Here is a 25,834-nt window from a genome sequence, read left to right as displayed (position 1 = left end):
TTAGTGGCTAACAGTCTGTGTGCCCGCAGGGACACGAACGTGTTTGTATTTAAACATCGCCATGAATGCGAAGGCCAGAACCACGGAGTAACCTGCGAAAATCAGCCATACGGTCTGCCAGTCGGTAATGCCGTTTTGGGTGTACATCTCAACCACTTTACCGCTCACAATACCGCCGAGGATACAGCCGAAGCCGTTGGTCATCATCAGGAACATCCCCTGCGCACTGGCGCGAATAGCCGGGCTAACTTCTTTTTCAACAAACACCGAACCAGAGATGTTGAAGAAGTCGAATGCGCAACCGTAGACAATCATTGACAGCACCAGCAGTACAGTACCGAACGGTGTCGGGTCGCCGTAAGCAAACAGCGCAAAACGCAGGATCCACGCCACAATACTGATCATCATTACGTTCTTAATACCGTAGCGGCTTAAGAAGAACGGGATGGTCAGAATGAACAGGGTTTCAGAGATCTGCGAAATCGACATGATGATTGACGCATGTTGCACGATGAAGCTGCTGGCAAACATCGGGTCTTTGTCGAAGCTGTGCAGGAAGGTATTACCGAACATGTTGGTAATCTGCAGTTCCGCACCCAGCAACATCGAGAAGATGAAGAAAATCGCCATACGCTTGTTTTTAAACAACGCGAACGCATCAAGCCCCAGCAAAGTCGTCCAGCTCTGATTCGCTTGCTGTTTAGCAACCGGAATATGCGGCAGCGTAAAGGTAAACAGCACCAGAACGGCGGAGAGAGCTGCGCCAATATACAGCTGCATGTGGCTTAATTCGAAGCCAGACAGGCTCACCACCCACATCGCCATAATAAAGCCGATGGTGCCCCAGATACGGATTGGCGGGAAATCCGTCACAATATCCAACCCGGCATTTTGCAGGCGATAGTAGGAGATAGTGTTGATTAACCCAAGCGTTGGCATATAAGCAAACGAGTTAATCAATATCACAAGGAACATCGCCTCCGGCGTGGTGACTTTCGCCGCCATGAAGAGAGTGATCGCACCAATAGTGTGACAAATGGCGTAAACCCATTTCGCACTTAACCATTTGTCGGCCACAATCCCCAGCAACGCAGGCATAAAGACAGCGGCGATACCCAATGAACTATAAACTGCGCCGATAGAGGCACCGTCGAACTTCAGGGTAACAAACATATATGAGCCGAGGGTCGTCAGCCAACTTCCCCACAGGCAGAACTGCAGAAAAGAGAGAATTTTCAGCTGCAGCTTAAGATTCATGTTAATTTCCTCACATCATGATGCGGATGAGTGTTTCAAAAAGCACATTTGACCGTGCAAGATGATGCGATTCTATCAACTTCACTGACTGTTTTTTTGTTACCCGTGGCAAATAATTGCAAATAATATCGTTTTGCAAAACATAATTGTGATGTAGGTAACACTTTTGCCCCAAGACATCGTCAAGGGGCGATAAGTGCAATTATCGGCGACGGTAAGATTTTTGCGCCATGTTCACTTTATAGAGATAGCGGCGAGATTCCGCAGACGGATGACGTGTGGTCAGTGTCTGATAAACATCGCCCGGCGTCATAGTATTAATGATGTTGGCAGCCTTAATTTTATCATTTGAGAAGACGCGTAATACGCTGCCTGCGCCGCCGTTATAGGCGGTGATGACGGCATAACGCCGCGACGTTGGGTTATCAATGCCGCCAAGATAAACATTATTCAGCATCGCCAGATATGCGGTGCCGGTATCAATATTGCTGGCAGGATCAAACAAGAAACTTCGGCTCGGCGTGCCGGATTTCCCCTGCGAGCGGAATACATCTTTCCCGGCAGTATGTTGTACCACCTGCATTAATCCCAGCGCATCGGAACGGCTGACCGCATACGGGTTAAAGGAAGATTCAGTCTGCATAATTGCCAGAATCAGCGACTCATCAACGCCATATTTCCGTGACGCCTGGCGGACCATGCCGAGATATTTGTGCGCACGTTTATCAAGGTGGTTCGGCACCATGTTAATGGTGACGCTGTAGATGATACGCAACCCGTTGCTGCGGCTCTTCAGACGGTTTTTCAGCAGATAATCCGCGAAGTTGCTCGCGCGACCTTCCCAGCGAATCGGCTGCCCGGTGTTATCTACCACCTGACCGTAAAGGAAAGGTTCTTTCGAAATCGTAATATCATCAACGTCGGAATAGAGATCGACCGAACCTGGATCATCCCCCATCAGCAACGTTTTGATAATTGCCCGACGCAGATGCGCGGCAGGTTCTGTCCCGGCGATGGTTTCGATAGTGATCGTACCGTCATCGAAGTTGATGTGGCTGCGAGTCTGATATTGATCGGTGTATTTCACGTAGTCCTTAGGACCGGCGATCACCACCTCTTTGAATCCCCAGATGTTCTCAATATTGTGGGCAAACTGCCCCATCAGAATATCAAAACCGTTGGTATCTTTGACCCAGGCTTCATTATAGGTATCGCCTTTTTTGGTCGTCGAACAGGAGATGAGCAACGGCGCAATCAAAGCCAGCGCGAGATATTTTTTCATCATTCCGGGTGCGTGTTGTGTTTGTTTTTATGCAAGTTGCCGGAGGCGTACTCCGGCTCTGTTTTTATTTTTTATCTTCCGGGGTATAGCCCTCGATATGCACTTCTTTACCCTCGAACAGGAAGTTGACCATCTCCTGTTCCAGCAGCTTGCGGTGCTCGGCATTCATCATGTTGAGTTTCTTTTCATTAATCAGCATGGTTTGTTTGTGCTGCCACTGCGCCCAGGCTTCTTTGGAAATCTCGTTGTAGATGCGTTTTCCCAGTTCGCCGGGGTATAGCTGAAAATCCTGACCTTCTGCCTCACGCTGCAGGAAAGTACAAAAAATCGTTCTGCTCATAAATCATCCTCTTTATCGACTCACGCGCTAAACCGGCGCGCCAGTGCGTAACTGCTGTAACAAACGCTCCACGGGAGCCGCCAGACCAACTGACGGCGGTTGCGCTAAGTTATACCAGAGCGCATTGCCTTCATCCATGCAACCGGTGAATGACGACACGGGAAGCCACATAGGCACAATATCTAAATGGAAATGGCTGAAGGTATGCCGAAACGCGGTGAGTTGCGTCAGGTTATCAGTAGCAATCTGCCGTTGCGCCAGCCATTCCCGCAAACTTTCTTCATCGGCAAACTGCGGGAAACAGTATAAGCCACCCCACAATCCGCTTGGCGGACGCTGCGCCAGAAACACTTCATCTTCGTGCTGTAACAGCAGAAAGTAACCTGTGCGTTCCGGCAGTGTCTGTTTTGGTTTTTTGCCCGGATAAAGCGACCAGCTGTTATTGGCGGCGGCAATACAACCGTTTTGTAGCGGGCAGAGCGAACACTTCGGTTTCGAGCGCGTACAAATCATCGCGCCTAAATCCATCATCGCCTGATTAAACCGCTCCACGCCGACGGCGGGCGTAACCTGCTCGCTTAAACTCCACAGTTTATTTTCGACCTCTTTTTTCCCTGGCCAGCCGCTTACAGCATAGCAGCGAGCCAGCACGCGTTTGACGTTACCGTCGAGAATCGGAAAGTGCTTACCCAGAGAAAGCGAGAGAATCGCGCCTGCGGTGGAACGCCCGACGCCCGGTAACGCCGCGACTTCTTCGAAGGTTTCCGGGAATTTACCACCGTGTAAGGTCGCCACTTGTTGTGCCGCTTTATGCAGGTTGCGCGCGCGGGCGTAATAGCCAAGCCCGGTCCACAAGTGGAGAACTTCGTCCAGCGGCGCATTGGCGAGATCGGTCACCGTCGGGAAACGCGCCATAAAGCGTTCAAAATAGGGGATAACGGTCGCAACCTGAGTTTGTTGCAACATCACTTCTGAGAGCCATACTTTGTAGGGCGTCTTGTCAATTTGCCAGGGCAGAGTTTTTCGCCCGTATTTATCGTACCAGTCCAGAACCTGGGCTGAAAATTGCGACGCTTGCATGGTCACCGAATTCATTGTTGTTGGGGGCAAGATTGCAGCACAGCGATGGCAGGGTGTAAACCGGAACTTTCCGCAGCCACGGCCTTATCATGCTTGCATCCGGCAACTAACTTTGGATAATGCCCGTTTTCAGAACACTTTCACAAGCGACTAAATCTTTATGAAAAACGACGTCATCTCACCGGAATTTGATGAAAACGGCCGCCCACTGCGCCGTATCCGTAGTTTTGTGCGCCGCCAGGGGCGACTGACCAAAGGCCAGGAACATGCGCTGGAAAACTACTGGCCGGTGATGGGCGTTGAATTCAGCGAAGATATGCTGGATTTCCCTGCGCTTTTTGGCCGTGAAGCGCCAGTGACGCTTGAGATTGGTTTCGGTATGGGCGCTTCGCTGGTAGCAATGGCTAAAGAGCGCCCGGAGCAGGACTTCCTCGGCATTGAAGTGCATTCGCCGGGCGTTGGCGCTTGTCTGGCTTCTGCGCATGAAGAAGGGTTAGATAACCTGCGTGTGATGTGCCATGACGCAGTCGAAGTGCTGCATAAAATGATTCCTGACAATTCATTGAGCATGGTTCAGCTCTTTTTCCCTGACCCGTGGCACAAAGCGCGCCATAATAAACGCCGTATCGTTCAGGTGCCGTTTGCTGAGCTAGTAAAAAGCAAACTGAAACTGGGGGGCGTATTCCATATGGCGACCGACTGGGAACCTTATGCGGAACATATGCTTGAAGTGATGTCTTCCATTGACGGTTATAAAAACCTGTCAGAGAGCAACGATTACGTACCGCGTCCGGCATCACGTCCGGTGACGAAATTTGAACAACGTGGTCATCGTCTTGGTCACGGAGTATGGGACTTAATGTTCGAGAGGGTGAAATAATGGCAAAGAACCGTAGCCGTCGTCTGCGTAAAAAAATGCACATCGACGAATTCCAGGAATTAGGATTTTCGGTGGCATGGCGATTCCCGGAAGGTACATCGGAAGAACAAATTGATAAAACCGTTGATGACTTTATTAACGAGGTTATCGAACCGAATAAACTGGCCTTTGACGGCAGCGGCTATCTGGCCTGGGAAGGTCTGATCTGTATGCAGGAAATCGGCAAATGCACCGAAGAACATCAGGCGATTGTGCGTAAGTGGCTGGAAGAGCGCAAACTGGATGAGGTACGCACCAGCGAACTTTTCGACGTTTGGTGGGACTAAGAAAACATACGGGCGATGACAAATGCAAAACTGCCTGATGCGCTACGCTTATCAGGTCTACAAAAGATGCACGATCGAGTAGGCCGGATAAGGCGTTTACGCCGCATCCGGCATGGACAGCGCGCACTTTGTTATCAATCTGGGCCAGCAAATGCTGGCCTGATTTGTTCTTGAGGGAAGATTATGATGCGCAAAATGCTGCTGGCGGCAGCACTTTCAGTGACGGCAATGACCGCTCACGCCGACTACCAGTGCAGCGTCACGCCGCGTGACGATGTGATTGTCAGCCCGCAAACCGTGCAGGTGAAGGGCGAAAACGGCAATCTGGTGATCACGCCAGACGGCAACGTGATGTACAACGGCAAACAATATTCTCTGAACGCTGCCCAACGCGAGCAGGCGAAGGATTATCAGGCAGAATTGCGCAGTACGTTACCGTGGATTGATGAAGGCGCGAAAAGTCGCGTCGAGAAAGCCCGTATCGCGCTGGATAAAATTATCGTTCAGGAGATGGGCGAAAGCAGCAAAATGCGCAGCCGTCTGACCAAACTGGATGCGCAATTAAAAGAGCAGATGAACCGCATTATCGAAACGCGCAGCGATGGCCTGACGTTCCACTATAAAGCTATCGATCAGGTTCGCGCCGAAGGCCAGCAGTTAGTGAATCAGGCAATGGGCGGTATTTTGCAGGACAGCATTAATGAAATGGGCGCGAAAGCGGTGCTGAAAAGCGGCGGTAACCCACTACAGAACGTGCTGGGAAGCCTGGGGGGGCTGCAATCCTCAATCCAAACCGAGTGGAAAAAGCAGGAAAAAGATTTCCAGCAGTTTGGCAAAGATGTCTGTAGCCGTGTCGTGACACTGGAAGACAGCCGCAAAGCCCTGGTCGGGAATTTGAAATAATCCTCTATTCTAAGACGGCATAATACTTTTTTATGCCGTTTAATTCTTCGTTTTGTTACCTGCCTCTAACTTTATAGATCTCCAAAATTCATTCACGTTGTAAATTGTTTAACGTCAAATTTCCCATACAAAGCTAAGGGATAATACGTAGCGTTCACGTAACTGGAGGAATGAAATGGAGTTTTTCAAAAAGACGGCACTTGCCGCACTGGTTATGGGTTTTAGTGGTGCAGCATTAGCATTACCGAATATCACCATTCTAGCGACCGGCGGGACGATTGCCGGCGGTGGTGACTCCGCAACCAAATCTAACTACACAGCGGGTAAAGTTGGCGTAGAAAATCTGGTTAATGCGGTGCCGCAACTGAAGGACATTGCGAACGTTAAAGGCGAGCAGGTAGTTAACATCGGCTCCCAGGACATGAATGACAATGTCTGGCTGACTCTGGCGAAAAAAATTAACACCGACTGCGATAAAACTGATGGCTTCGTTATTACCCACGGTACTGACACGATGGAAGAAACCGCTTACTTCCTCGACCTGACGGTGAAATGTGACAAGCCAGTGGTGATGGTAGGCGCAATGCGCCCATCCACTTCCATGAGCGCAGACGGTCCATTCAATCTGTATAACGCGGTAGTGACCGCAGCCGATAAAGCCTCCGCCAACCGTGGTGTGCTGGTGGTGATGAACGACACCGTGCTTGATGGTCGTGACGTCACCAAAACTAATACCACCGATGTAGCGACCTTCAAGTCTGTTAACTACGGTCCGTTGGGTTACATTCACAACGGTAAGATTGACTACCAGCGTACCCCGGCACGTAAGCACACCAGCGACACGCCGTTCGATGTCTCTAAGCTAAATGAACTGCCGAAAGTCGGCATCGTTTATAACTACGCCAACGCATCCGATCTTCCGGCAAAAGCACTGGTAGATGCAGGCTACGACGGTATCGTTAGCGCCGGTGTGGGTAACGGCAATCTGTATAAAACCGTGTTCGACACCCTGGCGACCGCTGCGAAAAACGGCACTGCGGTAGTACGTTCTTCCCGCGTACCGACAGGCGCAACCACTCAGGATGCCGAAGTGGATGATGCAAAATACGGTTTCGTCGCTTCTGGCACGCAGAACCCGCAAAAAGCGCGCGTTCTGCTGCAACTGGCACTGACGCAAACTAAAGATCCACAGCAGATCCAGCAGATTTTCAATCAGTACTAATCGCCTCGCCCCGGTATCGTGCCGGGGCTTTTTCACTTCAGACTCACGTCCATTGCCAATTGTTATTACCATGATGATAATCACTGGAATAAATTATTCCTCGCGAGGGTTTTCTGGTGAAAAAGCAATGGATTGTAGGCACGGCGCTGTTTGTGTTGATGTCTGGTAATGGCTGGGCCGATGGCGAACCGCCAACTGAAAATGTCTTAAAAGATCAATTCAACAAGCAGTATCACGGCATACTCAAGCTTGATGCCATCAGCTTAAAAAACCTTGATGCAAAAGGTAATCAGGCCACCTGGTCAGCGGAAGGCGATGTTTCTTCCAGTGATGATCTCTATACCTGGGTTGGTCAACTGGCAGACTACCAACTACTGGAACAGACCTGGACGAAAGATAAACCGGTAAAATTTTCGGCGATGTTAACCAGTAAAGGAACACCTGCGTCTGGCTGGACGGTGAACTTTTACTCTTTTCAGGCAGCAGCCAGCGATCGTGGACGGGTGGTCGACGATATCAAAACGAATAATAAATATCTGATCGTGAATAGCGAAGATTTCAATTATCGCTTTAGTCAGCTTGAGTCAGTGTTGAATACCCAGAAGAACTCGATTCCTGCGCTGGAAAAGGAAGTGAAAGAGCTTGATAAGCAAATGGCGGCGGCGCAGAAAGCAGCGGATGCATATTGGGGAAAAGATGCAAACGGCAAGCAAATGACCCGCGAAGACGCCTTCAAAAAAATACACCAGCAACGGGATGAGTTTAATAAACAGAATGATAGCGAGGCGTTCGCGGTTAAATATGACAAAGAGGTTTATCAACCGGCGATTGCGGCATGTCATAAACAAAGCGAAGAGTGTTATGAAGTGCCGATTCAGCAGAAACGGGATTTCGATATCAACGAACAGCGGCGACAGACCTTTCTGCAATCACAAAAACTTAGCCGTAAATTGCAGGATGACTGGATAACGCTCGAGAAAGGGCAATATCCGTTAACGATGAAGGTTTCAGAAATAAACAGTAAAAAAGTCGCGATATTAATGAAGATTGACGATATCAATCAGGCGAGCGATCGCTGGAAAAAAGATACCGAAGAATTACGGCGTAATGGGGTGATTAAGTAATTTCTGCGATGACGCATGACTTGTAGCCGGATGCTGCATTCACGCCGCATCCGGCAATACAAGTTTACTCCGCCAGAAAAAGCTCCAGCAGCGAATTTAAAAATAACTTCCCATGTTTCGTTATCTGCCAGTAATCCGCACACTCAGTGAGATAACCCTGAGCGATAGCCTCGTCTAACTGTGGGCGAATAACTTCTTCGCAAAGCCCCGTGTACTGGCTAAACTCCATGCGCGGTGCGGCTTCCAGCAAACGGAAGCGATTCATAAAGAACTCGAATGGCTTATCTGCGGTTTCAACATCGCGCTGGCTTTCCAGATACCTTCCCTGCATAAAACCACGCGGATGACGCGTTTTGGTGGTACGCAGAATGCGCCCATCCGGGAAGGTCACTTTGCCGTGCGCGCCGCAGCCGATGCCGATGTAATCGCCAAATCGCCAGTAGTTAAGATTGTGCTGGCACTGATAACCCGGTTTGGCATAAGCGGAGGTTTCATATTGCTGATAACCCGCTGCGGTTAATAACTGATGCCCCTGTTCGAAAATATCCCACAGCGCGTCGTCGTCCGGCAGTACCGGCGGGCGTGAACCAAACAGCGTATTAGGTTCGATGGTCAGTTGATACCAGGAAAGATGCGGCGGATTCAGTTCAATAGCCTGGCGCAGATCGCCAAGCGCCTCTTCCAGCGATTGATCCGGCAGCCCATGCATTAAATCAAGGTTAAAGCTACGTAGCCCCAGCTCGCTTGCCAGTTTTGCAGCACGCTTCGCTTCTTGCGGGCCATGAATACGTCCCAGCCGTTTCAGCTTTTCTCCGCTAAAACTTTGCACTCCAATGGAAATGCGGTTCACGCCAGCACGCTGGTAATCGACAAAGCGATCGGCTTCTACCGTACCGGGATTCGCTTCCATGGTAATTTCTGCATCCGCTGCCAGCGGCAAACGTGCGCGCACACCGTCCAGCAGCGTTTGCATCGCCGGGCCGGAAAGCAGGCTCGGCGTACCACCGCCAATAAAGATTGTCTTTACTTCACGGTTCTGTGCGTAAGCGACATCGTTGTCCAGATCGCTAAGCAGATGCTGAACATAATCGTCGTGCGGCACTTCCCCTTTCAACGCGTGAGAGTTGAAATCGCAGTACGGGCATTTCTGCACGCACCACGGGATGTGAATGTAGAGACTCAGCGGCGGTAATTTAACCATTACGTAAAGCGTCCAGCAGCAGTTTCAATGCCTGACCACGATGGGAAATGGCGCTCTTTTCTTCGCGGGTTAGTTCGGCAGCGGTTTTACCTTCGGAAGGCACAAAGAAAATCGGATCATAACCAAAGCCACCAGTACCGGCAGGTTCACGGGTAATCACGCCCGGCCAGCTGCCGTGGCACACCAGCGGAGTTGGATCTTCCGCATGACGCAGATACACCAGCACACAGTGGAAGCGAGCCTGACGTTGGTTGTCCGGTACGTCTTTCAGTGTTTCCAGCAGTTTTTGCAGATTCTTTTGATCGGTTGCGTCTTCACCAGAATAACGCGCGGAGTAAATCCCTGGCGCGCCGCCAAGTACATCTACCGCCAGACCGGAGTCGTCGGCAATCGCTGGTAAACCGGTCGCTTTTGCCGCGTGGCGCGCTTTCAGAATCGCGTTTTCGATAAAGGTCAGGCCGGTTTCTTCAGCGGAATCAACGCCAAGTTCCGTCTGAGCCACAATATCAAGACCGAAGTCGCTAAGCAGCGACGCCAGCTCACGCACTTTACCGGCATTGCCGGTTGCGAGGACAACTTTTTGCATAGGATACCTAATTAATTAACGCCGCGATTTCTGGCGGGATTTGTTGCGGATTAATGATTTTAATTTGTTTGTGGCGACCAAGTTCGCCTTTTTCAATCACCACCTGACTTTTGGCTACCCGGAATTGCTTGCCGAGAAACTTCACCAGATGGCTGTTGGCCTGACCGTCAACCGGCGGCGCGGTAATGGCGACTTTTACCTCGTCGCCATGTAAACCGACAATAGAATCACGGCTGGCTTTCGGCTGAATATAGAGCCGCAAAACCAGGCCGTCATCGTTAACTGTTACGGCACTCATAACGCCATCCACAGCCCCGGTAGCAGCATGTTTCCGGTCGCCTGCAATACTTCTGCGACACCCATATTGATGACATACAGCAGCAGAACGAGGATCATCGGCGAGAAATCAATCCCACCCATTGCCGGCAGCAGGCGGCGAATCGGGCGCAGCAGCGGATCGGCAAGCTGAATCAGCACGTATTCAATCGGGCTACGACCCTGGCTTACCCAGCTCATAATCGCCATCACCAGCAGTACCCAGAAAATCAGCAGGCCAATGGTTTTCAGCAGAATTAATAAACCGGCAATCCAGATGATTGGCAGGAAGGTCACCACTTTAAACAGCACAATGGCTTTGATGAAACTGAGAATATAGGCAACCAGCAGCGAGGCGCTGTCAATTGGCCCCATTGCCGGAATAACGCGGCGCAGTGGCCCGATAATTGGCTGTGTCACTTTCACCACAAACTGTGAGAAAGGGTTGTAAAAATCACAATGAGCCCACTGCATCCAGATGCGTAATAACAGCACCATGGTATACAGCTCAATGACCGTTGAAAGCAGGAAAGTCAACGTATTCATGGCGTTCCTTTAATTCCTTATTTTTTAGAGTAATCACGCGCACCAAAGATGGCTGTGCCGATGCGAACCATTGTGCTACCTGCCGCAATGGCGGCTTCCATATCGTCCGACATCCCCAGAGAGAGCGTATCGACATGCGGGTAGCGCGTTTTCAGTCCGGCAAATGCTACAGCCATTTGGCGTGCAACTTCAAACTGCCTTACATATTCTGACTCAGGCGCCGGGATAGCCATCAGCCCGCGCAGGCGTAGACGCGGTAGTTCAGCGACCGCAGCCGCCAGTTCGTCCAGTTCTGCCAGTTGAATCCCGGACTTACTGTTTTCATCACTAATATTAATTTGAATCAGTACGTTAAGAGGGGGGAGTTCTGCCGGTCGCTGGTCGTTCAGGCGGGTAGCGATACGTAAACGGTCGATGGTATGACACCAGTCGAAATGCTCTGCCACCAGGCGGCTTTTATTAGACTGCAACGGGCCAATAAAATGCCATTCTAATCCTGTTACGCCCAGTTCCTGAAAGTGGCGAATTTTATCTACCCCTTCCTGAACGTAGTTTTCACCAAATTGACGCTGCCCGGCATCGATGGCTTCTGCGATGGCGCTCGCAGGTTTTGTTTTACTGACTGCAAGCAGCGTAATTTCTTCTGGAGAACGGCCGCAACGCGTTGCAGCCGCTGAGATTTTGTCCCGGACCTGTGCCAGGTTATGCGCAATATCGTTCATTTTCCGAGGATCTTAGTATGAATATGGAAGAAATTGTGGCCCTTAGTGTAAAGCATAACGTCTCGGATCTACACCTGTGCAGCGCCTGGCCCGCACGATGGCGCATTCGCGGCAGAATGGAAGCTGCACCGTTTGACGCGCCGGACGTCGAAGGGCTACTGCGGGAGTGGCTGGATGACGATCAGCGGGCAATATTGCTGGAAAATGGTCAGCTGGATTTTGCCGTGTCGCTGGCGGAAAACCAGCGATTGCGCGGCAGCGCATTCGCGCAACGGCAAGGCATTTCGCTGGCGTTACGGCTGTTGCCTTCGCACTGCCCGCAGCTCGAACAGCTTGGCGCACCACCGGTATTGCCGGAATTACTCAAGAGCGAGAATGGCCTGATTCTGGTGACGGGGGCGACGGGGAGTGGCAAATCTACCACGCTGGCGGCGATGGTTGGCTATCTCAATCAAAATGTCGATGCGCATATTCTGACGCTGGAAGATCCTGTTGAATATCTCTATGCCAGCCAGCGATGTTTGATCCAGCAGCGAGAAATCGGTTTGCACTGTATGACGTTCGCATCGGGATTGCGTGCCGCATTGCGGGAAGATCCCGATGTGATATTGCTCGGAGAGCTGCGTGACAGCGAGACAATACGTCTGGCGCTGACGGCGGCAGAAACCGGACATCTGGTGCTGGCGACCTTACATACGCGCGGTGCGGCGCAGGCCGTTGAGCGGCTGGTGGATTCATTTCCGGCGCAGGAAAAAGATCCCGTGCGTAATCAACTGGCGGGGAGTTTACGGGCGGTGTTGTCACAAAAGCTGGAAGTGGATAAGCAGGAAGGGCGCGTGGCGCTGTTTGAATTATTGATTAACACGCCTGCGGTGGGGAATTTGATTCGCGAAGGGAAAACCCACCAGTTGCCACATGTTATTCAAACTGGGCAGCAGGTGGGGATGTTAACTTTTCAGCAGAGTTATCAGCAGCGGGTGGGGGAAGGGCGCCTGTGACGTTATAGTGTCTGATTCGCATCGTAAATATGCCTGATGCGCTACGCTTATCAGGCATACAGACGTTGCCACATGTAGGCTGGATAAGGCGTTTACGCCGCATCCGGCAAGATGACGGTAATGACAATTCGCCAGGCTTATAAATTGCCTTAATAACCCTGCTCGAAATAACTTTCGAGAATGATAACCGCAGAGGCAGAGTCGACTTTACCTTTGTTGAGCGCCCGGTAACCACCTTGTTCAAAAAGCCCGGAACGCGCTTCTACGGTGCTAAGACGCTCGTCATGGAGCTTTACTTCAACACCGAAACGACCATGAATACGGTTGGCAAATTTACGCGCTCTGGCAGTCAACGGTTGCTCGGTGCCGTCCATATTCAGCGGCAAACCGACGATGATTTCGTCTGGCTGCCACTCTTTCAGTAAACGTTCGATGAGGTTCCAGTCCGGCGTACCGTCCTGTGCTTTAATTGCAGGCAAAGGGCGAGCGGTGCCGGTAATGCGTTGGCCGACCGCTACGCCAATGCTTTTGGTGCCGAAGTCGAAGGCGAGTAAGGTTCCACTCATCAGGCGTGTCCTGCCACACCAGGCATGGTGAGAATATCCACACCAATCAGTTTTGCCGCCTCGTGCCAGCGGTCGGCAATTGGCGTTTTGAACAGAATATTCAGATCTGCCGGGGCGGTTAGCCACGCGTTATCGAGAATTTCTTGTTCCAGTTGACCTTTTTCCCAGGAGGCATAGCCCAGAGCCACTAATACGTCAGACGGTTGTTTATCGGTGCCGAGCGTTTCCAGCACATCGCGGGAAGTGGTCATCACCGTGTTGTCTGAAATGCGAATGCTGGAAGCAAAATTGGAGGGCGGAGTATGCAAAATAAACCCGCGATCTTCAGCCAGTGGGCCGCCGAGCATAACCGGTTTATCCAGACGGATTGATTCATCACGCGGCTCCGGCGTGATCTTCAGCTTTTCCAGAATCCCTTCAATTTTGAGATTTTCCAGCGGCTTGTTGACGATGATCCCCATTGCACCATTGGTATTATGTTCGCAAATGTAGACCACGGAACGACGGAAAATCGGATCCTGGAGAGCAGGCATGGCAATAAGAAAGTGATGCTGTAAATTCATTGTCAGAGGTTCTGTTTCCTGGTTCAAAAAAGCAACAGCGCCCAGTATGCGTGGAAAGAAGGGCGCTGTCACTCAGAGTCTCAACGAGATCCTTCTCGCTAAGGTGGGTTACTGCTGCTGTAAACGTGCTTCGATGGCATCCATTAACATTCCGGTGATCGACACCGGAAACTCTGCTTCAATCTCACGAATACAGGTTGGGCTGGTGACGTTAATTTCAGTCAGACGGTCGCCGATAATATCCAGGCCAACAAAGATAAGCCCTTTTTCTTTCAGCGTCGGCCCGACCTGGCGTGCGATTTTCCAGTCACTTTCAGTTAGCGGACGAGGTTCGCCACGACCACCGGCAGCCAGATTGCCACGGGTTTCGCCACCTTGTGGAATACGTGCCAGACAGTACGGCACTGGCTCGCCATCGACGACCAGCACGCGCTTGTCGCCATCTTTAATGGCAGGCAGATAATTCTGCGCCATGCAGTAGCGCGTGCCGTGTTCAGTCAGGGTTTCGGCTATTACGCCGAGGTTCGGATCGCCCTCTTTCACCCGGAAAATAGACGCACCGCCCATACCGTCCAGCGGCTTAAGGATGATGTCGGTATGTTTTTCCCAGAACGCTTTCAACTGTGCTTTATTGCGCGTGACCAGCGTTTCCGGTGTTAAGTCAGAGAACCAGGCGGTAAACAGTTTTTCGTTACAGTCGCGCAGGCTCTGCGGCTTGTTAACGATCAGCGTACCTTTCTCTTCGGCACGTTCCAGAATGTAAGTGGCGTAGATAAACTCGGTATCAAACGGCGGATCTTTACGCATCAGGATCACGTCGAGATCGGCCAGTGGCAGATCCTGCTCTCCCGTAAACTCGTACCATTTATCGTAGTTTTGTTCAACGCTCAGAGTACGCGTATGAGCACGGGCTTCACCGTTAATCAAATAGAGATCGGCCATCTCCATATAGTGAAGTTCGTAACCACGACGTTGTGCTTCCAGCAACATAGCGAAGCTGGAATCTTTCTTGATGTTGATGCTTGCGATGGGGTCCATCACGATGCCGAGCTTGATCATTATTCTTCTCCGTTAGCCCAGATCGCCAAAACGTACTTGTAGCGCAGTTATGGCGGTGAGCGCAGTTGTCTCTGTACGCAAAACGCGAGGTCCCAACAGGATATCAGTAAATTGATAGCGGGCAGTCATGGCAATTTCATCTGCCGACAAACCGCCTTCCGGGCCAATCAGCAGGCGGACGCGTTCGACCGGCAACGGCAACGTGTTGATACTGTTACTGGCGCGCGGGTGAAGATTCAGTTTCAGCCCTTCATCCTGCTCTGCACACCAGGCTTCCAGATCCATCGCCGGACGGATTTCCGGCACCCGATTACGACCACACTGCTCGCAGGCGGCAATTGCAATTTTCTGCCACTGCTGGAGCTTCTTGTTCAGACGTTCGCTATCCAGTTTAACGCCGCAGCGTTCAGAAAAAAGTGGCGTAATGAGGCTTACTCCAAGTTCGATCGATTTCTGGATAGTAAATTCCATTTTTTCACCGCGCGACATCACCTGACCGAGATGAATATGCAACGGGGATTCACGATCGTCGAGCTGACCTTCCAGCACTTTTACTTCGACACTTTTTTTGCTGGCGCTGGTAATTTCTGCGTCAAAGACTTGGTTGCTGCCGTCAAACAATTGCAACGCCTGTCCAGGTCCCATACGCAGCACACGTCCGATATGGTTGGCTGCATCTTCGCAAAGCGCAATGTGAGAGTTGCTGATAAGTGGTTCTGGATGATAAATGCGGGGGATACGCATGGTTAAAAATCCGCGTCGTCTCCCCACGCGGTTGTCCGCGTGGGGTAGGGGTTAACAAAAAGAATCCCGCTAGTGTAGGTTAGCTCTTTCGCGCCTGGCAAGCGCGTTGCACATACGGGTTATGATTGCCTTGCATCTTCGCAATACGTTCGTCACGCTCACACTCCCAGTCGGTGACCGGATACATTTTGTTCCAGGCGTTAAACAACTGCGTTTGTTGGCGTGAGAGTGTCAGGTTGTACTGGTCGCGCATGTAGAAGTAAATCCGCGCAATGGAACCACGGGCATGAGCTGGCGGTTCAGCCACTTTTTCTTTGAAATCCACCTTCATGGCGCACTGCCCGTACTGCCCTTCGCCGCCGTTCCACTGACTATACATAAAATTGCCGCGATCGCCGTTCACTTCGCCTATTGCGGGCTGAAGGTTATGCATATCGCTTTCCATTTGGCGATAAACCGGATCTTTGGCGCAGTTTTTACGACCGCCTTCCTGCCAGCACTGACGCTGGTGGCCGAACTGCCAGGCAGGAACCACATGTTCCCACTCTACGCGGCTGGCGCGGTTTTCATTTTTGCGCACCTGGTATCCGCACGACTCCAGATCCACGACGCCTTTTTTACCCTGCCAGTTGATTTTACATCCGCAGTAAAATGTTCCCGGCACATCAGCGTAGACTTTTACCGCTGCTGTTTTCGCCTGGGAAAAACTATTGATGCCTTCGGCTAACGCCGTGCCGGATAATGCTGCGCTCAGTACCACCGCAGCCACAGACAAATTACGGTACATCACTTACTCCGTGTTAAAACGAGCGAGCAACGTAGCGAAAGTTGTTTTGGTATGCAATCAGCCAGATCAGTAAAATTCCTGATAGTTCTACTGGTTATTGGGCAACCAGTTGTTCACCGCAGTGAACGCAGCGATAGACGGCCTCTCCACGCACCACGCGATTATGGCGGCGTACGGTAAGCTGATGCTCCTGGCATTTACAGCGGTAAGGGAAGGTGTTGCGGCGCACGGATTGTAGCTCAAACTGATGCGTGCGGCGGGCGGGAACGCCCAGCACGTTTTCCATCATCCACTTCCACTCTTTTCCATGCGGCGCCACGCGACCGAAGTGTTTCCAGACCAGTAAATGCGCCAGCTCGTGCGGTACGACTTCTTCTATAAAAGCCTCGCTGTTTTCCATCAGCAAAACCGGATTGAGGCGAATTTCATAGCTGTCCAGCCATGCCGTTCCGGCGGATGTACCACGCTGGGTGTACGAAATTTTTGGCTCCGGGTAATTACGCCCCAGCTTCAGGTTGGCCTGGGCGAGTTTTTCCCGCAGGCGACGCATAACGGCCTGTTGGATGGCGATAGGGAGACGGGAAGTTTTCATAGCGGCTGAGGATAAAGCGAAGAAAAGATGACTGCAAGAGGCGGCTTCCTCCGCGACGGGAGGAAGCCTGAGGAGATTAATCGTGAGCGCCGATTTCGCGCAGTTTACGACCTTTCATCAGATTACGTTCAATATGTTCCAGCGAAACGTGTTTGGTTTCCGGCACCAGCCACAGCGTCAGCAGGATAAACAGCACGTTCAGAGCCGCATACACCCAGAAGGTGTTGGCGTTGCCTAGCGTGTTGAGCATGGTCAGGAACGTTGCGCCGACGATCATGTTGGCAATCCAGTTGGTGGCGGTGGAGCAGGTGATGCCAAAATCGCGGCCTTTCAACGGCTGAATTTCGGAGCACAGTACCCAAATCAGCGGACCGGCGCTCATCGCAAAACCGACAATAAACATCAGCAACATGGCGATAGCGAAATACTGCGCCGACGGTGAGTGAATACCGATATGCATCATTGTGCCGAGTACGCCCATGCCCGCAGCCATGACGAGGAAACCCAGCGTCAGCGTTGGTTTACGTCCCCAGCGGTCAACAAGGCCGATAGCGATAAAGGTGGCGAGTACGTTGGTCAGGCCGACGATCACCGTCCCCCACATTTGCTCGGTGGTGTTGGTATAACCTGCCAGTTCGAATATTTTCGGCGCGTAATACATGATGACGTTCATCCCGGTGAATTGCTGCATCACCTGCAACAGTACGCCAAGGAACACCGCGCGACGGAAGTTGCTGTTCTCTTTAAACAGCGCCCAACCACTCTGTTTAACCTGCAAACTTTCACGGATTTCATCCAGTTCGCGTTTCGCTTCTGCGCTGGTGTCGCGCAGGCGCAGCAGCACGCGTTCGGCATCAACAAAGCGACGTTTGGCGGCAAACCAGCGTGGGCTGTCTGGCAGGAAGAAGACACCAATCAGCAGCAGAATTGCCGGGATGATAATCACACCCAGCATCCAGCGCCATGCGCCGGTGTAGCTGAAGGCGGTATCAGAAAGATAAGCACCGAGGATGCCGATGGTAATCATCAGCTGATACATCGAGATCATACTGCCGCGAATTTTTTCCGGTGCAATTTCAGAGAGGTAAAGCGGCGCGGTATAAGAGGCAACACCCACCGCCAGCCCCAGCAGAACGCGGGAAAGAATCAATACTTCAACGTTCGGCGCAGCCGCAGAAAACAGCGAACCGGCAACAAACAGGATTGCGCCGATCATCAGGCTCTTTTTGCGCCCGAGTTTAAAAGAGAGCCAGCCACTGCCTACCGCACCGACTGCCGCACCAAACATCATGGAGCTTACGACCCATTCTTGCGTGTGCGAGGTAATCTGGAATTCATCTGCAATAAACGGCAGTGCGCCAGCAATTACACCGATATCCAGGCCAAAGAGTAATCCTGCCAGAGCGGCAAGGAAGCAGACGAAAAACGTCATTGCCTTGTTTGACCGCCCCTGTTTTTTAGCGTCAGGCATGATGCCCTCCAATATGTTATTTTTTATTGTGAATTAAGATAGGTGAGTACGACGTAAAAAGATGTGAGGCAAATCACATCAGTGTAATCGCTTACACTGGCATTTATAGTGGTTATAATTTAAGTGCATGAAAACAATTGATTTATATCATCATAGATTAAACATAGTTATCTGCAATTAAGACTTTGCTGAAAAGAAATGTAACAGTTATGAAAAATGAATCACAGGATGAAAATACTGTGAATATTTGCTCTTCGTGGTTGGTGTAATCGGTTTCAGTAATGGTGATAATTTGCGGGTAAACGTGTTCAGCAATGGAAAGTTACTATCGTGTGGCGGCTTTTTGCCGGATGCGGCGTGAATAACTACGTTTGGAGTTTGTAGGACTGATAAGCGTAGTGCATCGGGCATTTTTTTAGAAAAGAAAAAGGCCAGCACGAGGCTGGCCTTTGAAAGCAGGGATAAAAGATTATTTCAGACCGACTGCATCGCGCAGCAGTTGCGCTTTGTCGGTTTTTTCCCATGGGAAATGTTCGCGACCAAAGTGACCGTATGCTGCGGTTTCTTTGTAGATCGGGTGCAGCAGATCCAGCATCTGAATCAGACCGTATGGACGCAGGTCGAAGAACTCACGTACCAGCAGGGTCAGCTGTTCAGAAGGTACTTTCTCAGTACCGAAAGTTTCGACCATGATGGAGGTCGGTTCTGCCACGCCGATCGCGTAGGAAACCTGAATTTCACAACGATCGGCCAGACCTGCAGCAACGATGTTTTTCGCTACATAACGTGCCGCGTAGGCTGCGGAGCGGTCCACTTTTGATGGATCTTTACCAGAGAACGCACCGCCACCGTGACGTGCCATGCCGCCGTAAGTATCGACGATGATTTTGCGACCAGTCAGACCGCAGTCACCCATCGGGCCGCCGATAACAAAACGTCCGGTCGGGTTGATGAAGAATTTGGTTGCGGAAGTCAGCCATTCAGCGGGCAGAATCGGCTTGATGATCTCTTCCATCACCGCTTCTTGCAGGGATTTCTGGTCGATCTCTTCAGAATGCTGGGTGGAAAGCACTACAGCATCGATGCCGACGATTTTGCCGTCGTCATACTGGAAAGTAACCTGGCTTTTCGCGTCCGGGCGCAGCCACGGCAGAGTGCCGTTTTTACGCACTTCAGCCTGGCGCTGTACCAGACGGTGTGCATAGGTGATTGGTGCTGGCATCAGCACGTCGGTTTCATTGGTTGCGTAACCAAACATCAGACCCTGGTCGCCCGCGCCCTGTTCCAGCGGATCGGCACGGTCAACACCCTGGTTGATGTCAGGAGACTGTTTGCCGATGGCGCTCAGAACCGCACAGGAGTTAGCGTCAAAGCCCATGTCGGAATGCACATAGCCAATTTCGCGAACGGTGTTACGGGTGATCTCTTCGATGTCTACCCAGGCGCTGGTGGTGATTTCACCGCCAACTAAGACCATGCCGGTTTTTACGTAGGTTTCGCAAGCAACGCGTGCTTTCGGGTCCTGTTCGAGGATCGCATCTAAAACAGCATCAGAGATTTGGTCAGCAATTTTGTCAGGATGCCCTTCAGAGACGGACTCGGACGTAAAAAGGTGTTTTGCCATATTTAATATCACCAAAAGAGAATTTAGTTAGCTCAAACTGTTGTGTGGATTTTCTGTGGTAGCGGATCCTACCACGACTCTGCAGATTAAAGACACTGGCAGTCTGAGTGTTAATCAGTATGGATGGATTAACATCTGGACGGCTATTTTAGGTCACTTCTTCACCCAATTTCCACTTTTTTTTGAATCGTGTCTCATTCTGCTAAAAACGTAGCTGGAAATTTTTCCTGACAATGCTGGCATTCTGCGCATTTATCTTTTGCAATTTTCTGCCATTGTGGGGTATAAAACGCGGCGCGCGGCTTAAATAAAAAGCACACGACGTTTCTTTCGTGTTGCCACTTCCAGCCGGGTTGAAATCAGTGTTTTAGCTTGTTGGTTCGTCTTCGCAGGCGGCCGTGGAGGTGATACGAAATAATGAATCGTTGTCTGCTGCTTAATCTGTCGCACCGTTCTGGTGTAGATTCGTTCCCCGCATTCTGCATCTCTGCATTGCATACCTGCCGATGTTATACCCATCTCGGCGCTTCTCAGGATTCAAGAGCTGGCAACAGTTACTGAAGACTGAACAAGGGCGCTCTTGTAAAAAACAAGAGTTTTCTCGTGGTTTCGCCGAACTGTCACACTTACGTTCGGTTATGTGTTTAATAATGTTATGAAAAAGAAACCGGTTGCGCAGTCGGAGCGTCAGCATACGCTGCTGGAAAATCCGTGTGCTTATGGGTTGTTATCGCAGTTTCAGGCTGCGATAGTGGTTAACTGTTTTACACTTAATAAAATAATTTGAGGTTCGCTATGTCTGACGACATGTCTATGAGTTTGCCTTCGTCAGCGGGCGAACACGGTGTACTACGCTCCATGCAGGAGGTTGCAATGAGCTCCCAGGAAGCCAGCAAGATGCTGCGTACTTACAATATTGCCTGGTGGGGCAATAACTACTATGACGTTAACGAGCTGGGTCACATCAGCGTGTGCCCGGACCCGGACGTCCCGGAAGCTCGCGTCGATCTCGCGCAGTTGGTGAAAACCCGCGAAGCGCAGGGGCAGCGCCTGCCAGCACTGTTCTGCTTCCCGCAGATCCTCCAGCACCGTTTGCGTTCCATTAATGCTGCGTTTAAACGTGCGCGGGAATCCTACGGTTATAACGGTGACTACTTCCTCGTTTATCCGATTAAAGTTAACCAGCATCGCCGCGTGATTGAGTCCCTGATTCATTCTGGTGAGCCGCTGGGACTGGAAGCAGGTTCCAAAGCCGAGTTGATGGCGGTGCTGGCTCATGCGGGCATGACCCGTAGCGTCATCGTCTGTAACGGTTATAAAGACCGCGAATATATCCGCCTGGCGCTAATTGGCGAGAAGATGGGCCATAAGGTCTATCTGGTTATTGAGAAGATGTCGGAAATCGCCATTGTGCTGGATGAAGCTGAACGCCTGAACGTTGTTCCGCGTCTGGGTGTGCGTGCGCGTCTGGCTTCGCAGGGCTCGGGTAAATGGCAGTCCTCCGGCGGGGAAAAATCGAAGTTCGGCCTGGCTGCGACTCAGGTACTGCAACTGGTTGAAACCCTGCGTGAAGCCGGGCGTCTCGACAGCCTGCAACTACTGCACTTCCACCTCGGTTCGCAGATGGCGAATATTCGCGATATCGCGACAGGCGTTCGTGAATCGGCGCGTTTCTATGTGGAACTGCACAAGCTGGGCGTCAATATTCAGTGCTTCGACGTCGGCGGCGGTCTGGGCGTGGATTATGAAGGCACCCGTTCGCAGTCCGATTGTTCGGTGAACTATGGCCTCAATGAATACGCCAACAATATCATTTGGGCGATTGGCGATGCTTGTGAAGAAAACGGCCTGCCGCATCCGACGGTGATCACCGAATCGGGTCGTGCGGTGACTGCGCATCACACCGTGCTGGTGTCTAATATCATCGGCGTGGAACGTAATGAATACACGGTGCCGACCGCGCCCGCAGAAGATGCGCCGCGCGCACTGCAAAGCATGTGGGAAACCTGGCAGGAAATGCACGAACCGGGGACTCGCCGTTCTCTGCGTGAGTGGCTGCATGACAGCCAGATGGATCTGCACGATATTCATATCGGATACTCTTCGGGCACTTACAATCTGCAAGAACGTGCATGGGCTGAACAGCTCTATCTGAGCATGTGCCATGAAGTGCAGAAGCAGCTGGATCCGCAAAATCGTGCTCATCGTCCGATTATCGACGAGCTGCAGGAACGTATGGCGGACAAAATGTACGTCAACTTCTCGCTGTTCCAGTCAATGCCGGATGCCTGGGGGATCGACCAGTTGTTCCCGGTTCTGCCGCTGGAAGGGCTGGATCAAGTGCCGGAACGCCGCGCTGTGCTGCTGGATATTACCTGTGACTCTGACGGTGCTATCGACCACTATATCGATGGTGATGGTATTGCCACGACAATGCCCATGCCGGAGTACGATCCAGAGAATCCGCCGATGCTCGGTTTCTTTATGGTCGGTGCCTATCAGGAGATCCTCGGCAACATGCACAACCTGTTCGGTGATACCGAAGCGGTTGACGTGTTCGTCTTCCCTGACGGTAGTGTAGAAGTGGAACTGTCTGACGAAGGCGATACCGTGGCGGACATGCTGCAATATGTACAGCTCGATCCGAAAACGCTGTTAACTCAGTTCCGTGATCAAGTGAAGAAAACCGATCTTGATGCTGAACTGCAACAACAGTTCCTTGAAGAGTTCGAGGCAGGTTTGTACGGTTATACCTATCTTGAAGATGAATAATTAAGATTATTCTGCTGGCGGGTCGATTTATTTACGTAAATCGGTCCGCTTTCTTTTTATATATTCTTAAAAATAATTTAGCTGATTTTCTTATTAAATAATCTCCCTACAATCGCTGCATTAATTAAATGCAGAGGGAACGGTTATGAAAAAATGGAAAGTACGTAGCGCGTTGGTGGCATTAATCGTGCTGCTGGCCGGTTGTTCCAGTAATGCGCAGTATAATAGCAGTGCATCGGGCAATGTCGGCACCGCCTGGGGGGGGGATGTGCACTCAACGGTTCAGGGCGTATCTGCTGAACGCGCCTGGCGCGATCCGGCAGAGATGATCGTTATTAATTATTCGACAAATATTCCTTCCGGCTACGACCGTGTTTATAGCATTCGTATTAACGAACTGGAATATGCTATTCGTGATGCGAATTTTAATTCTCTACCTATTACGCGAGTTTATGATTCATCAAATAATGAACCGCGATATATTGTTCATGCCAGAGTGGGGATGAATTATCAATTATATGTCCGTAACTACAGCCGGAACACTAACTACGAGATCGTTGCTACGGTTGATGGCCTGGATGTGCTGAACGGCAAGCAAGGTTCGTTGAATAACAATGGCTATATTGTGAACGCTGGTGATTCGTTAGCGATTAAAGGATTCCGCAAAGATAAACATACCGAAGCGGCTTTTCAGTTCGCCAATGTTGCAGATTCCTACGCCGCCAATTCGGCGCAAGGCGATGTGCGTAATACCGGGGTGATCGGCTTTGCCGCCTTTGAATTGCAAGGCTCGGCGAAAAGCGCGCTGCCGCCGTGCTCTGGACAAGCCTTTCCGGCTGACAACAATGGCTATGCGCCGCCACCGTGTCGTAAATAGCAACCTCGCTTGATGCCTCGCCCATTTAAGGCGATAATTAGCGCAAACTTGTGTTTCGCAAATCCAACCCTTCCTCGTCGGGCCTAACGACGCGGAAGGGTTTTTTTATATCGACTTTGTAATAGGAGTCCATCCATGAGCACCTTAGGTCATCAATACGATAACTCACTGGTTTCCAACGCCTTTGGTTTTTTACGCCTGCCGATGAACTTCCAGCCGTATGACAGCGATGCCGACTGGGTGATCACCGGCGTGCCGTTCGACATGGCCACCTCTGGCCGTGCCGGTGGTCGTCACGGCCCGGCGGCTATCCGTCAGGTATCAACTAACCTGGCCTGGGAACACAACCGCTTCCCGTGGAATTTCGACATGCGCGAGCGTCTGAACGTGGTGGACTGCGGCGATCTGGTATATGCCTTCGGCGATGCCCGTGAGATGAGCGAAAAACTGCAGGCACACGCCGAGAAGCTGCTGGCTGCCGGTAAACGTATGCTCTCCTTCGGTGGTGACCACTTTGTCACGCTGCCGCTGCTGCGCGCTCATGCGAAACATTTCGGCAAAATGGCGCTGGTACACTTTGACGCCCACACCGATACCTACGCTAACGGTTGTGAATTTGACCACGGCACGATGTTCTATACCGCGCCGAAAGAAGGTCTGATTGACCCGAATCATTCCGTGCAAATTGGTATTCGTACCGAGTTTGATAAAGACAACGGCTTTACCGTGCTGGACGCCTGCCAGGTGAACGATCGCAGCGTGGATGATGTTATCGCCCAGGTGAAACAGATTGTGGGTGATATGCCGGTTTATCTGACTTTTGATATCGACTGCCTGGACCCTGCATTTGCGCCGGGAACCGGTACGCCAGTGATTGGCGGCTTGACCTCCGATCGCGCCATTAAACTGGTACGCGGCCTGAAAGATCTCAACATTGTTGGGATGGACGTTGTGGAAGTGGCTCCGGCATACGATCAGTCGGAAATCACCGCGTTGGCTGCGGCAACGCTGGCGCTGGAGATGCTCTATATTCAGGCGGCGAAAAAGGGCGAGTAAGCACCTTATCCTGCTTACGCTCATCACCCGTAGGCCGGATAAGATGCGTCAGCATCGCATCCGGCAATGCGCACGGTGTAACGCATGTGCCATTCATGTCGGATGCGGCGTGAACGCCTTATCTGACCTACGTTAGGCACCCCCGAACCTTACTTAACCCCATCCGCGCTCATACGATCGCGAATATGCTGGGCGCGTTCGGCGGATGCCGGATGGTCGTCAAACATTGAGCTTTGGCGGCCTTCTTCCAGTTTCGCCAGTTTTTCAAAGCTGGTGGCGAGACCTGCCGGGCTGATGCCGCGTTGGCGCAACAAATCGTAGGAATAATCATCCGCTTCTGCTTCTTGGCGCTGGGAGAATTGCGAATTGACTAACTTCTCGCCCAGATCACCGAGTTGTGATTGTGACAAACTGCCGACAATCCCGCCCGCAGAGGCCGCAGCTACTCGCACGGCATTTGTACCAAGTGCCACCTGCATCCCTTTCTTCACATGGCCTAACGCCACGTGCCCCATTTCGTGACCGATCACCGCCTCGACTTCGTTATCGGTCATCATATCCATCAGGCCGCTATAAACGCGGATACAGCCGTTCGCCATCGCAAACGCATTCACATCCTTCGCCATATATACTTTGTAGTTCACCGGCTGACCGTTGATATTGTCGCCTAGCGCGTTAGCAATGGTGGTCAGTCGCTTAGCATATTCGCTATTGGCTGGCGCAATCGTCGCCTTGCTGTCCATCTCCTGACAGGCCTGATCGCTCAGGGCTTTCACCTGCGCATCACTCAAACTGTAAGCCTGAAAAGCTTCCGCTCCTGATGAGAGCAGTCCACTGGAGTCCATATTCTGGCAACCGGTCAGTACCGTTGCCACGCTCATTGCTACCAATAAGGCGCGAATTTTCATGTTTTCTCTTCCGCACAAGGTCAGGATTATTCT

Annotated in this window: 29 protein-coding genes and 1 pseudogene; 12 read left to right on the top strand and 18 right to left on the bottom strand. The window is 51.4% G+C overall.

What is annotated here, in order from left to right; genetic code table 11:
- The 4 genes from nupG to mutY all read right to left on the bottom strand — a co-directional run bounded on the left by nupG (position 1) and on the right by mutY (position 3,959).
- Complete coding sequence (nupG, locus tag WC5_RS18855) at positions 1–1,257, bottom strand: nucleoside permease NupG (protein WP_001049785.1); 1,257 nt, start codon at positions 1,255–1,257, stop codon at positions 1–3.
- A gap of 202 nt (positions 1,258–1,459) precedes the next feature.
- A complete protein-coding gene (gene mltC / locus WC5_RS18860; protein WP_010352541.1) occupies positions 1,460–2,539 on the bottom strand; it encodes a membrane-bound lytic murein transglycosylase MltC in 1,080 nt (359 codons plus the stop codon).
- Positions 2,540–2,603: 64 nt separating this feature from the next.
- Complete coding sequence (locus tag WC5_RS18865; RefSeq protein WP_000091700.1) at positions 2,604–2,879, bottom strand: oxidative damage protection protein; 276 nt, start codon at positions 2,877–2,879, stop codon at positions 2,604–2,606.
- A 27-nt stretch (positions 2,880–2,906) separates the two neighbouring features.
- Positions 2,907–3,959, bottom strand: a complete 1,053-nt coding sequence (gene mutY, locus WC5_RS18870) for an A/G-specific adenine glycosylase (RefSeq protein WP_010352544.1) — start codon at positions 3,957–3,959, stop codon at positions 2,907–2,909.
- A 160-nt stretch (positions 3,960–4,119) separates the two neighbouring features.
- Here mutY and trmB point away from each other — a divergent pair, with 160 nt between their 5' ends.
- From trmB to WC5_RS18895, 5 genes are all read left to right on the top strand, one after another.
- On the top strand, positions 4,120–4,839 hold the full coding sequence (gene trmB / locus WC5_RS18875; protein ID WP_000786919.1) for a tRNA (guanosine(46)-N7)-methyltransferase TrmB: 720 nt from the start codon (positions 4,120–4,122) through the stop codon (positions 4,837–4,839).
- A complete protein-coding gene (locus WC5_RS18880) occupies positions 4,839–5,165 on the top strand; it encodes a YggL family protein (RefSeq protein WP_001107564.1) in 327 nt (108 codons plus the stop codon). The genes trmB and WC5_RS18880 overlap by 1 nt, the downstream gene beginning before the upstream one ends.
- 183 nt (positions 5,166–5,348) lie before the next feature.
- On the top strand, positions 5,349–6,068 hold the full coding sequence (locus WC5_RS18885; RefSeq protein ID WP_000984796.1) for a YggN family protein: 720 nt from the start codon (positions 5,349–5,351) through the stop codon (positions 6,066–6,068).
- A gap of 175 nt (positions 6,069–6,243) precedes the next feature.
- Positions 6,244–7,290: an L-asparaginase 2 gene (gene ansB / locus WC5_RS18890; RefSeq protein WP_000394133.1), complete on the top strand. Its 1,047-nt coding sequence runs from the start codon at positions 6,244–6,246 to the stop codon at positions 7,288–7,290.
- 116 nt (positions 7,291–7,406) lie between these two features.
- The gene (locus WC5_RS18895) at positions 7,407–8,414 is read left to right on the top strand and encodes a DUF1202 family protein (protein WP_000745196.1); all 1,008 of its coding nucleotides are present in this window, start codon (positions 7,407–7,409) and stop codon (positions 8,412–8,414) included.
- Positions 8,415–8,478: 64 nt separating this feature from the next.
- On the opposite strand, the gene hemW is transcribed toward WC5_RS18895, so the two are convergent.
- Genes hemW through yggS form a run of 5 tightly spaced genes read right to left on the bottom strand, consistent with a single transcriptional unit; the run spans position 8,479 to position 11,784 of the window.
- Complete coding sequence (gene hemW / locus WC5_RS18900) at positions 8,479–9,615, bottom strand: radical SAM family heme chaperone HemW (RefSeq protein WP_000239989.1); 1,137 nt, start codon at positions 9,613–9,615, stop codon at positions 8,479–8,481.
- Complete coding sequence (locus WC5_RS18905; protein ID WP_001174760.1) at positions 9,608–10,201, bottom strand: XTP/dITP diphosphatase; 594 nt, start codon at positions 10,199–10,201, stop codon at positions 9,608–9,610. Before WC5_RS18905 ends, hemW begins: the two co-directional genes overlap by 8 nt.
- Before the next feature lie 7 nt (positions 10,202–10,208).
- On the bottom strand, positions 10,209–10,499 hold the full coding sequence (yggU, locus tag WC5_RS18910; protein WP_001277222.1) for a DUF167 family protein YggU: 291 nt from the start codon (positions 10,497–10,499) through the stop codon (positions 10,209–10,211).
- Entirely contained in the window at positions 10,496–11,062 is a 567-nt protein-coding gene (yggT, locus tag WC5_RS18915; RefSeq protein WP_001094831.1) for an osmotic shock tolerance protein YggT, read from the bottom strand. The genes yggU and yggT overlap by 4 nt, the downstream gene beginning before the upstream one ends.
- 17 nt (positions 11,063–11,079) lie before the next feature.
- Positions 11,080–11,784 carry a pyridoxal phosphate homeostasis protein gene (gene yggS, locus WC5_RS18920; RefSeq protein ID WP_010347747.1) on the bottom strand — a complete coding sequence of 235 codons (705 nt, stop codon included), beginning with the start codon at positions 11,782–11,784 and terminating at the stop codon, positions 11,080–11,082.
- Between the two features lie 17 nt (positions 11,785–11,801).
- Between yggS and WC5_RS18925 the strand changes: the two genes are divergently transcribed.
- Positions 11,802–12,782 carry a PilT/PilU family type 4a pilus ATPase gene (locus WC5_RS18925; RefSeq protein WP_010350372.1) on the top strand — a complete coding sequence of 327 codons (981 nt, stop codon included), beginning with the start codon at positions 11,802–11,804 and terminating at the stop codon, positions 12,780–12,782.
- Between the two features lie 149 nt (positions 12,783–12,931).
- On the opposite strand, the gene ruvX is transcribed toward WC5_RS18925, so the two are convergent.
- The 8 genes from ruvX to metK all read right to left on the bottom strand — a co-directional run bounded on the left by ruvX (position 12,932) and on the right by metK (position 20,188).
- Positions 12,932–13,348: a Holliday junction resolvase RuvX gene (ruvX, locus tag WC5_RS18930; protein WP_000017111.1), complete on the bottom strand. Its 417-nt coding sequence runs from the start codon at positions 13,346–13,348 to the stop codon at positions 12,932–12,934.
- Positions 13,348–13,911: a YqgE/AlgH family protein gene (locus tag WC5_RS18935; protein ID WP_024192176.1), complete on the bottom strand. Its 564-nt coding sequence runs from the start codon at positions 13,909–13,911 to the stop codon at positions 13,348–13,350. Before WC5_RS18935 ends, ruvX begins: the two co-directional genes overlap by 1 nt.
- Before the next feature lie 108 nt (positions 13,912–14,019).
- The gene (gene gshB, locus WC5_RS18940; RefSeq protein ID WP_000593295.1) at positions 14,020–14,970 is read right to left on the bottom strand and encodes a glutathione synthase; all 951 of its coding nucleotides are present in this window, start codon (positions 14,968–14,970) and stop codon (positions 14,020–14,022) included.
- 12 nt (positions 14,971–14,982) lie between these two features.
- Positions 14,983–15,714 (bottom strand): 16S rRNA (uracil(1498)-N(3))-methyltransferase, encoded by a 732-nt coding sequence (gene rsmE, locus WC5_RS18945; protein ID WP_010350368.1) that lies wholly within the window; start codon positions 15,712–15,714, stop codon positions 14,983–14,985.
- A 79-nt stretch (positions 15,715–15,793) separates the two neighbouring features.
- Positions 15,794–16,501, bottom strand: a complete 708-nt coding sequence (gene endA, locus WC5_RS18950) for a deoxyribonuclease I (protein ID WP_000286197.1) — start codon at positions 16,499–16,501, stop codon at positions 15,794–15,796.
- 94 nt (positions 16,502–16,595) lie between these two features.
- Complete coding sequence (locus tag WC5_RS18955; RefSeq protein ID WP_000858392.1) at positions 16,596–17,093, bottom strand: SprT family zinc-dependent metalloprotease; 498 nt, start codon at positions 17,091–17,093, stop codon at positions 16,596–16,598.
- Between the two features lie 76 nt (positions 17,094–17,169).
- Positions 17,170–18,564 (bottom strand): galactose/proton symporter, encoded by a 1,395-nt coding sequence (gene galP / locus WC5_RS18960; protein WP_001112301.1) that lies wholly within the window; start codon positions 18,562–18,564, stop codon positions 17,170–17,172.
- Positions 18,565–19,033: 469 nt separating this feature from the next.
- Positions 19,034–20,188 (bottom strand): methionine adenosyltransferase, encoded by a 1,155-nt coding sequence (metK, locus tag WC5_RS18965; RefSeq protein ID WP_001062130.1) that lies wholly within the window; start codon positions 20,186–20,188, stop codon positions 19,034–19,036.
- A gap of 55 nt (positions 20,189–20,243) precedes the next feature.
- Here metK and WC5_RS25805 point away from each other — a divergent pair.
- From WC5_RS25805 to speB, 6 genes and pseudogenes are all read left to right on the top strand, one after another.
- Positions 20,244–20,495, top strand: a pseudogene (locus WC5_RS25805) (hypothetical protein).
- Between the two features lie 110 nt (positions 20,496–20,605).
- The gene (gene yqgG / locus WC5_RS25800; RefSeq protein ID WP_272941840.1) at positions 20,606–20,749 is read left to right on the top strand and encodes a small protein YqgG; all 144 of its coding nucleotides are present in this window, start codon (positions 20,606–20,608) and stop codon (positions 20,747–20,749) included.
- A gap of 94 nt (positions 20,750–20,843) precedes the next feature.
- Positions 20,844–20,975, top strand: a complete 132-nt coding sequence (gene yqgB, locus WC5_RS0121785; RefSeq protein WP_001338822.1) for an acid stress response protein YqgB — start codon at positions 20,844–20,846, stop codon at positions 20,973–20,975.
- Between the two features lie 8 nt (positions 20,976–20,983).
- Complete coding sequence (gene speA, locus WC5_RS18970; RefSeq protein ID WP_010350365.1) at positions 20,984–22,960, top strand: biosynthetic arginine decarboxylase; 1,977 nt, start codon at positions 20,984–20,986, stop codon at positions 22,958–22,960.
- Positions 22,961–23,105: 145 nt separating this feature from the next.
- Positions 23,106–23,837, top strand: coding sequence for a hypothetical protein (locus tag WC5_RS18975; protein WP_000758908.1), 732 nt, complete (start codon positions 23,106–23,108; stop codon positions 23,835–23,837).
- A gap of 135 nt (positions 23,838–23,972) precedes the next feature.
- A complete protein-coding gene (gene speB, locus WC5_RS18980; RefSeq protein ID WP_000105566.1) occupies positions 23,973–24,893 on the top strand; it encodes an agmatinase in 921 nt (306 codons plus the stop codon).
- 149 nt (positions 24,894–25,042) lie between these two features.
- Here speB and loiP read toward each other — a convergent pair whose 3' ends face one another.
- Complete coding sequence (gene loiP, locus WC5_RS18985; RefSeq protein WP_010350362.1) at positions 25,043–25,801, bottom strand: metalloprotease LoiP; 759 nt, start codon at positions 25,799–25,801, stop codon at positions 25,043–25,045.
- Positions 25,802–25,834 lie beyond the last annotated feature (33 nt).

The organism is Escherichia sp. KTE114, assembly GCF_000407765.1.
GTDB classification, from domain to species: Bacteria; Pseudomonadota; Gammaproteobacteria; order Enterobacterales; family Enterobacteriaceae; genus Escherichia; species Escherichia ruysiae.
This window is presented reverse-complemented; position numbering and strand designations above follow the sequence as displayed.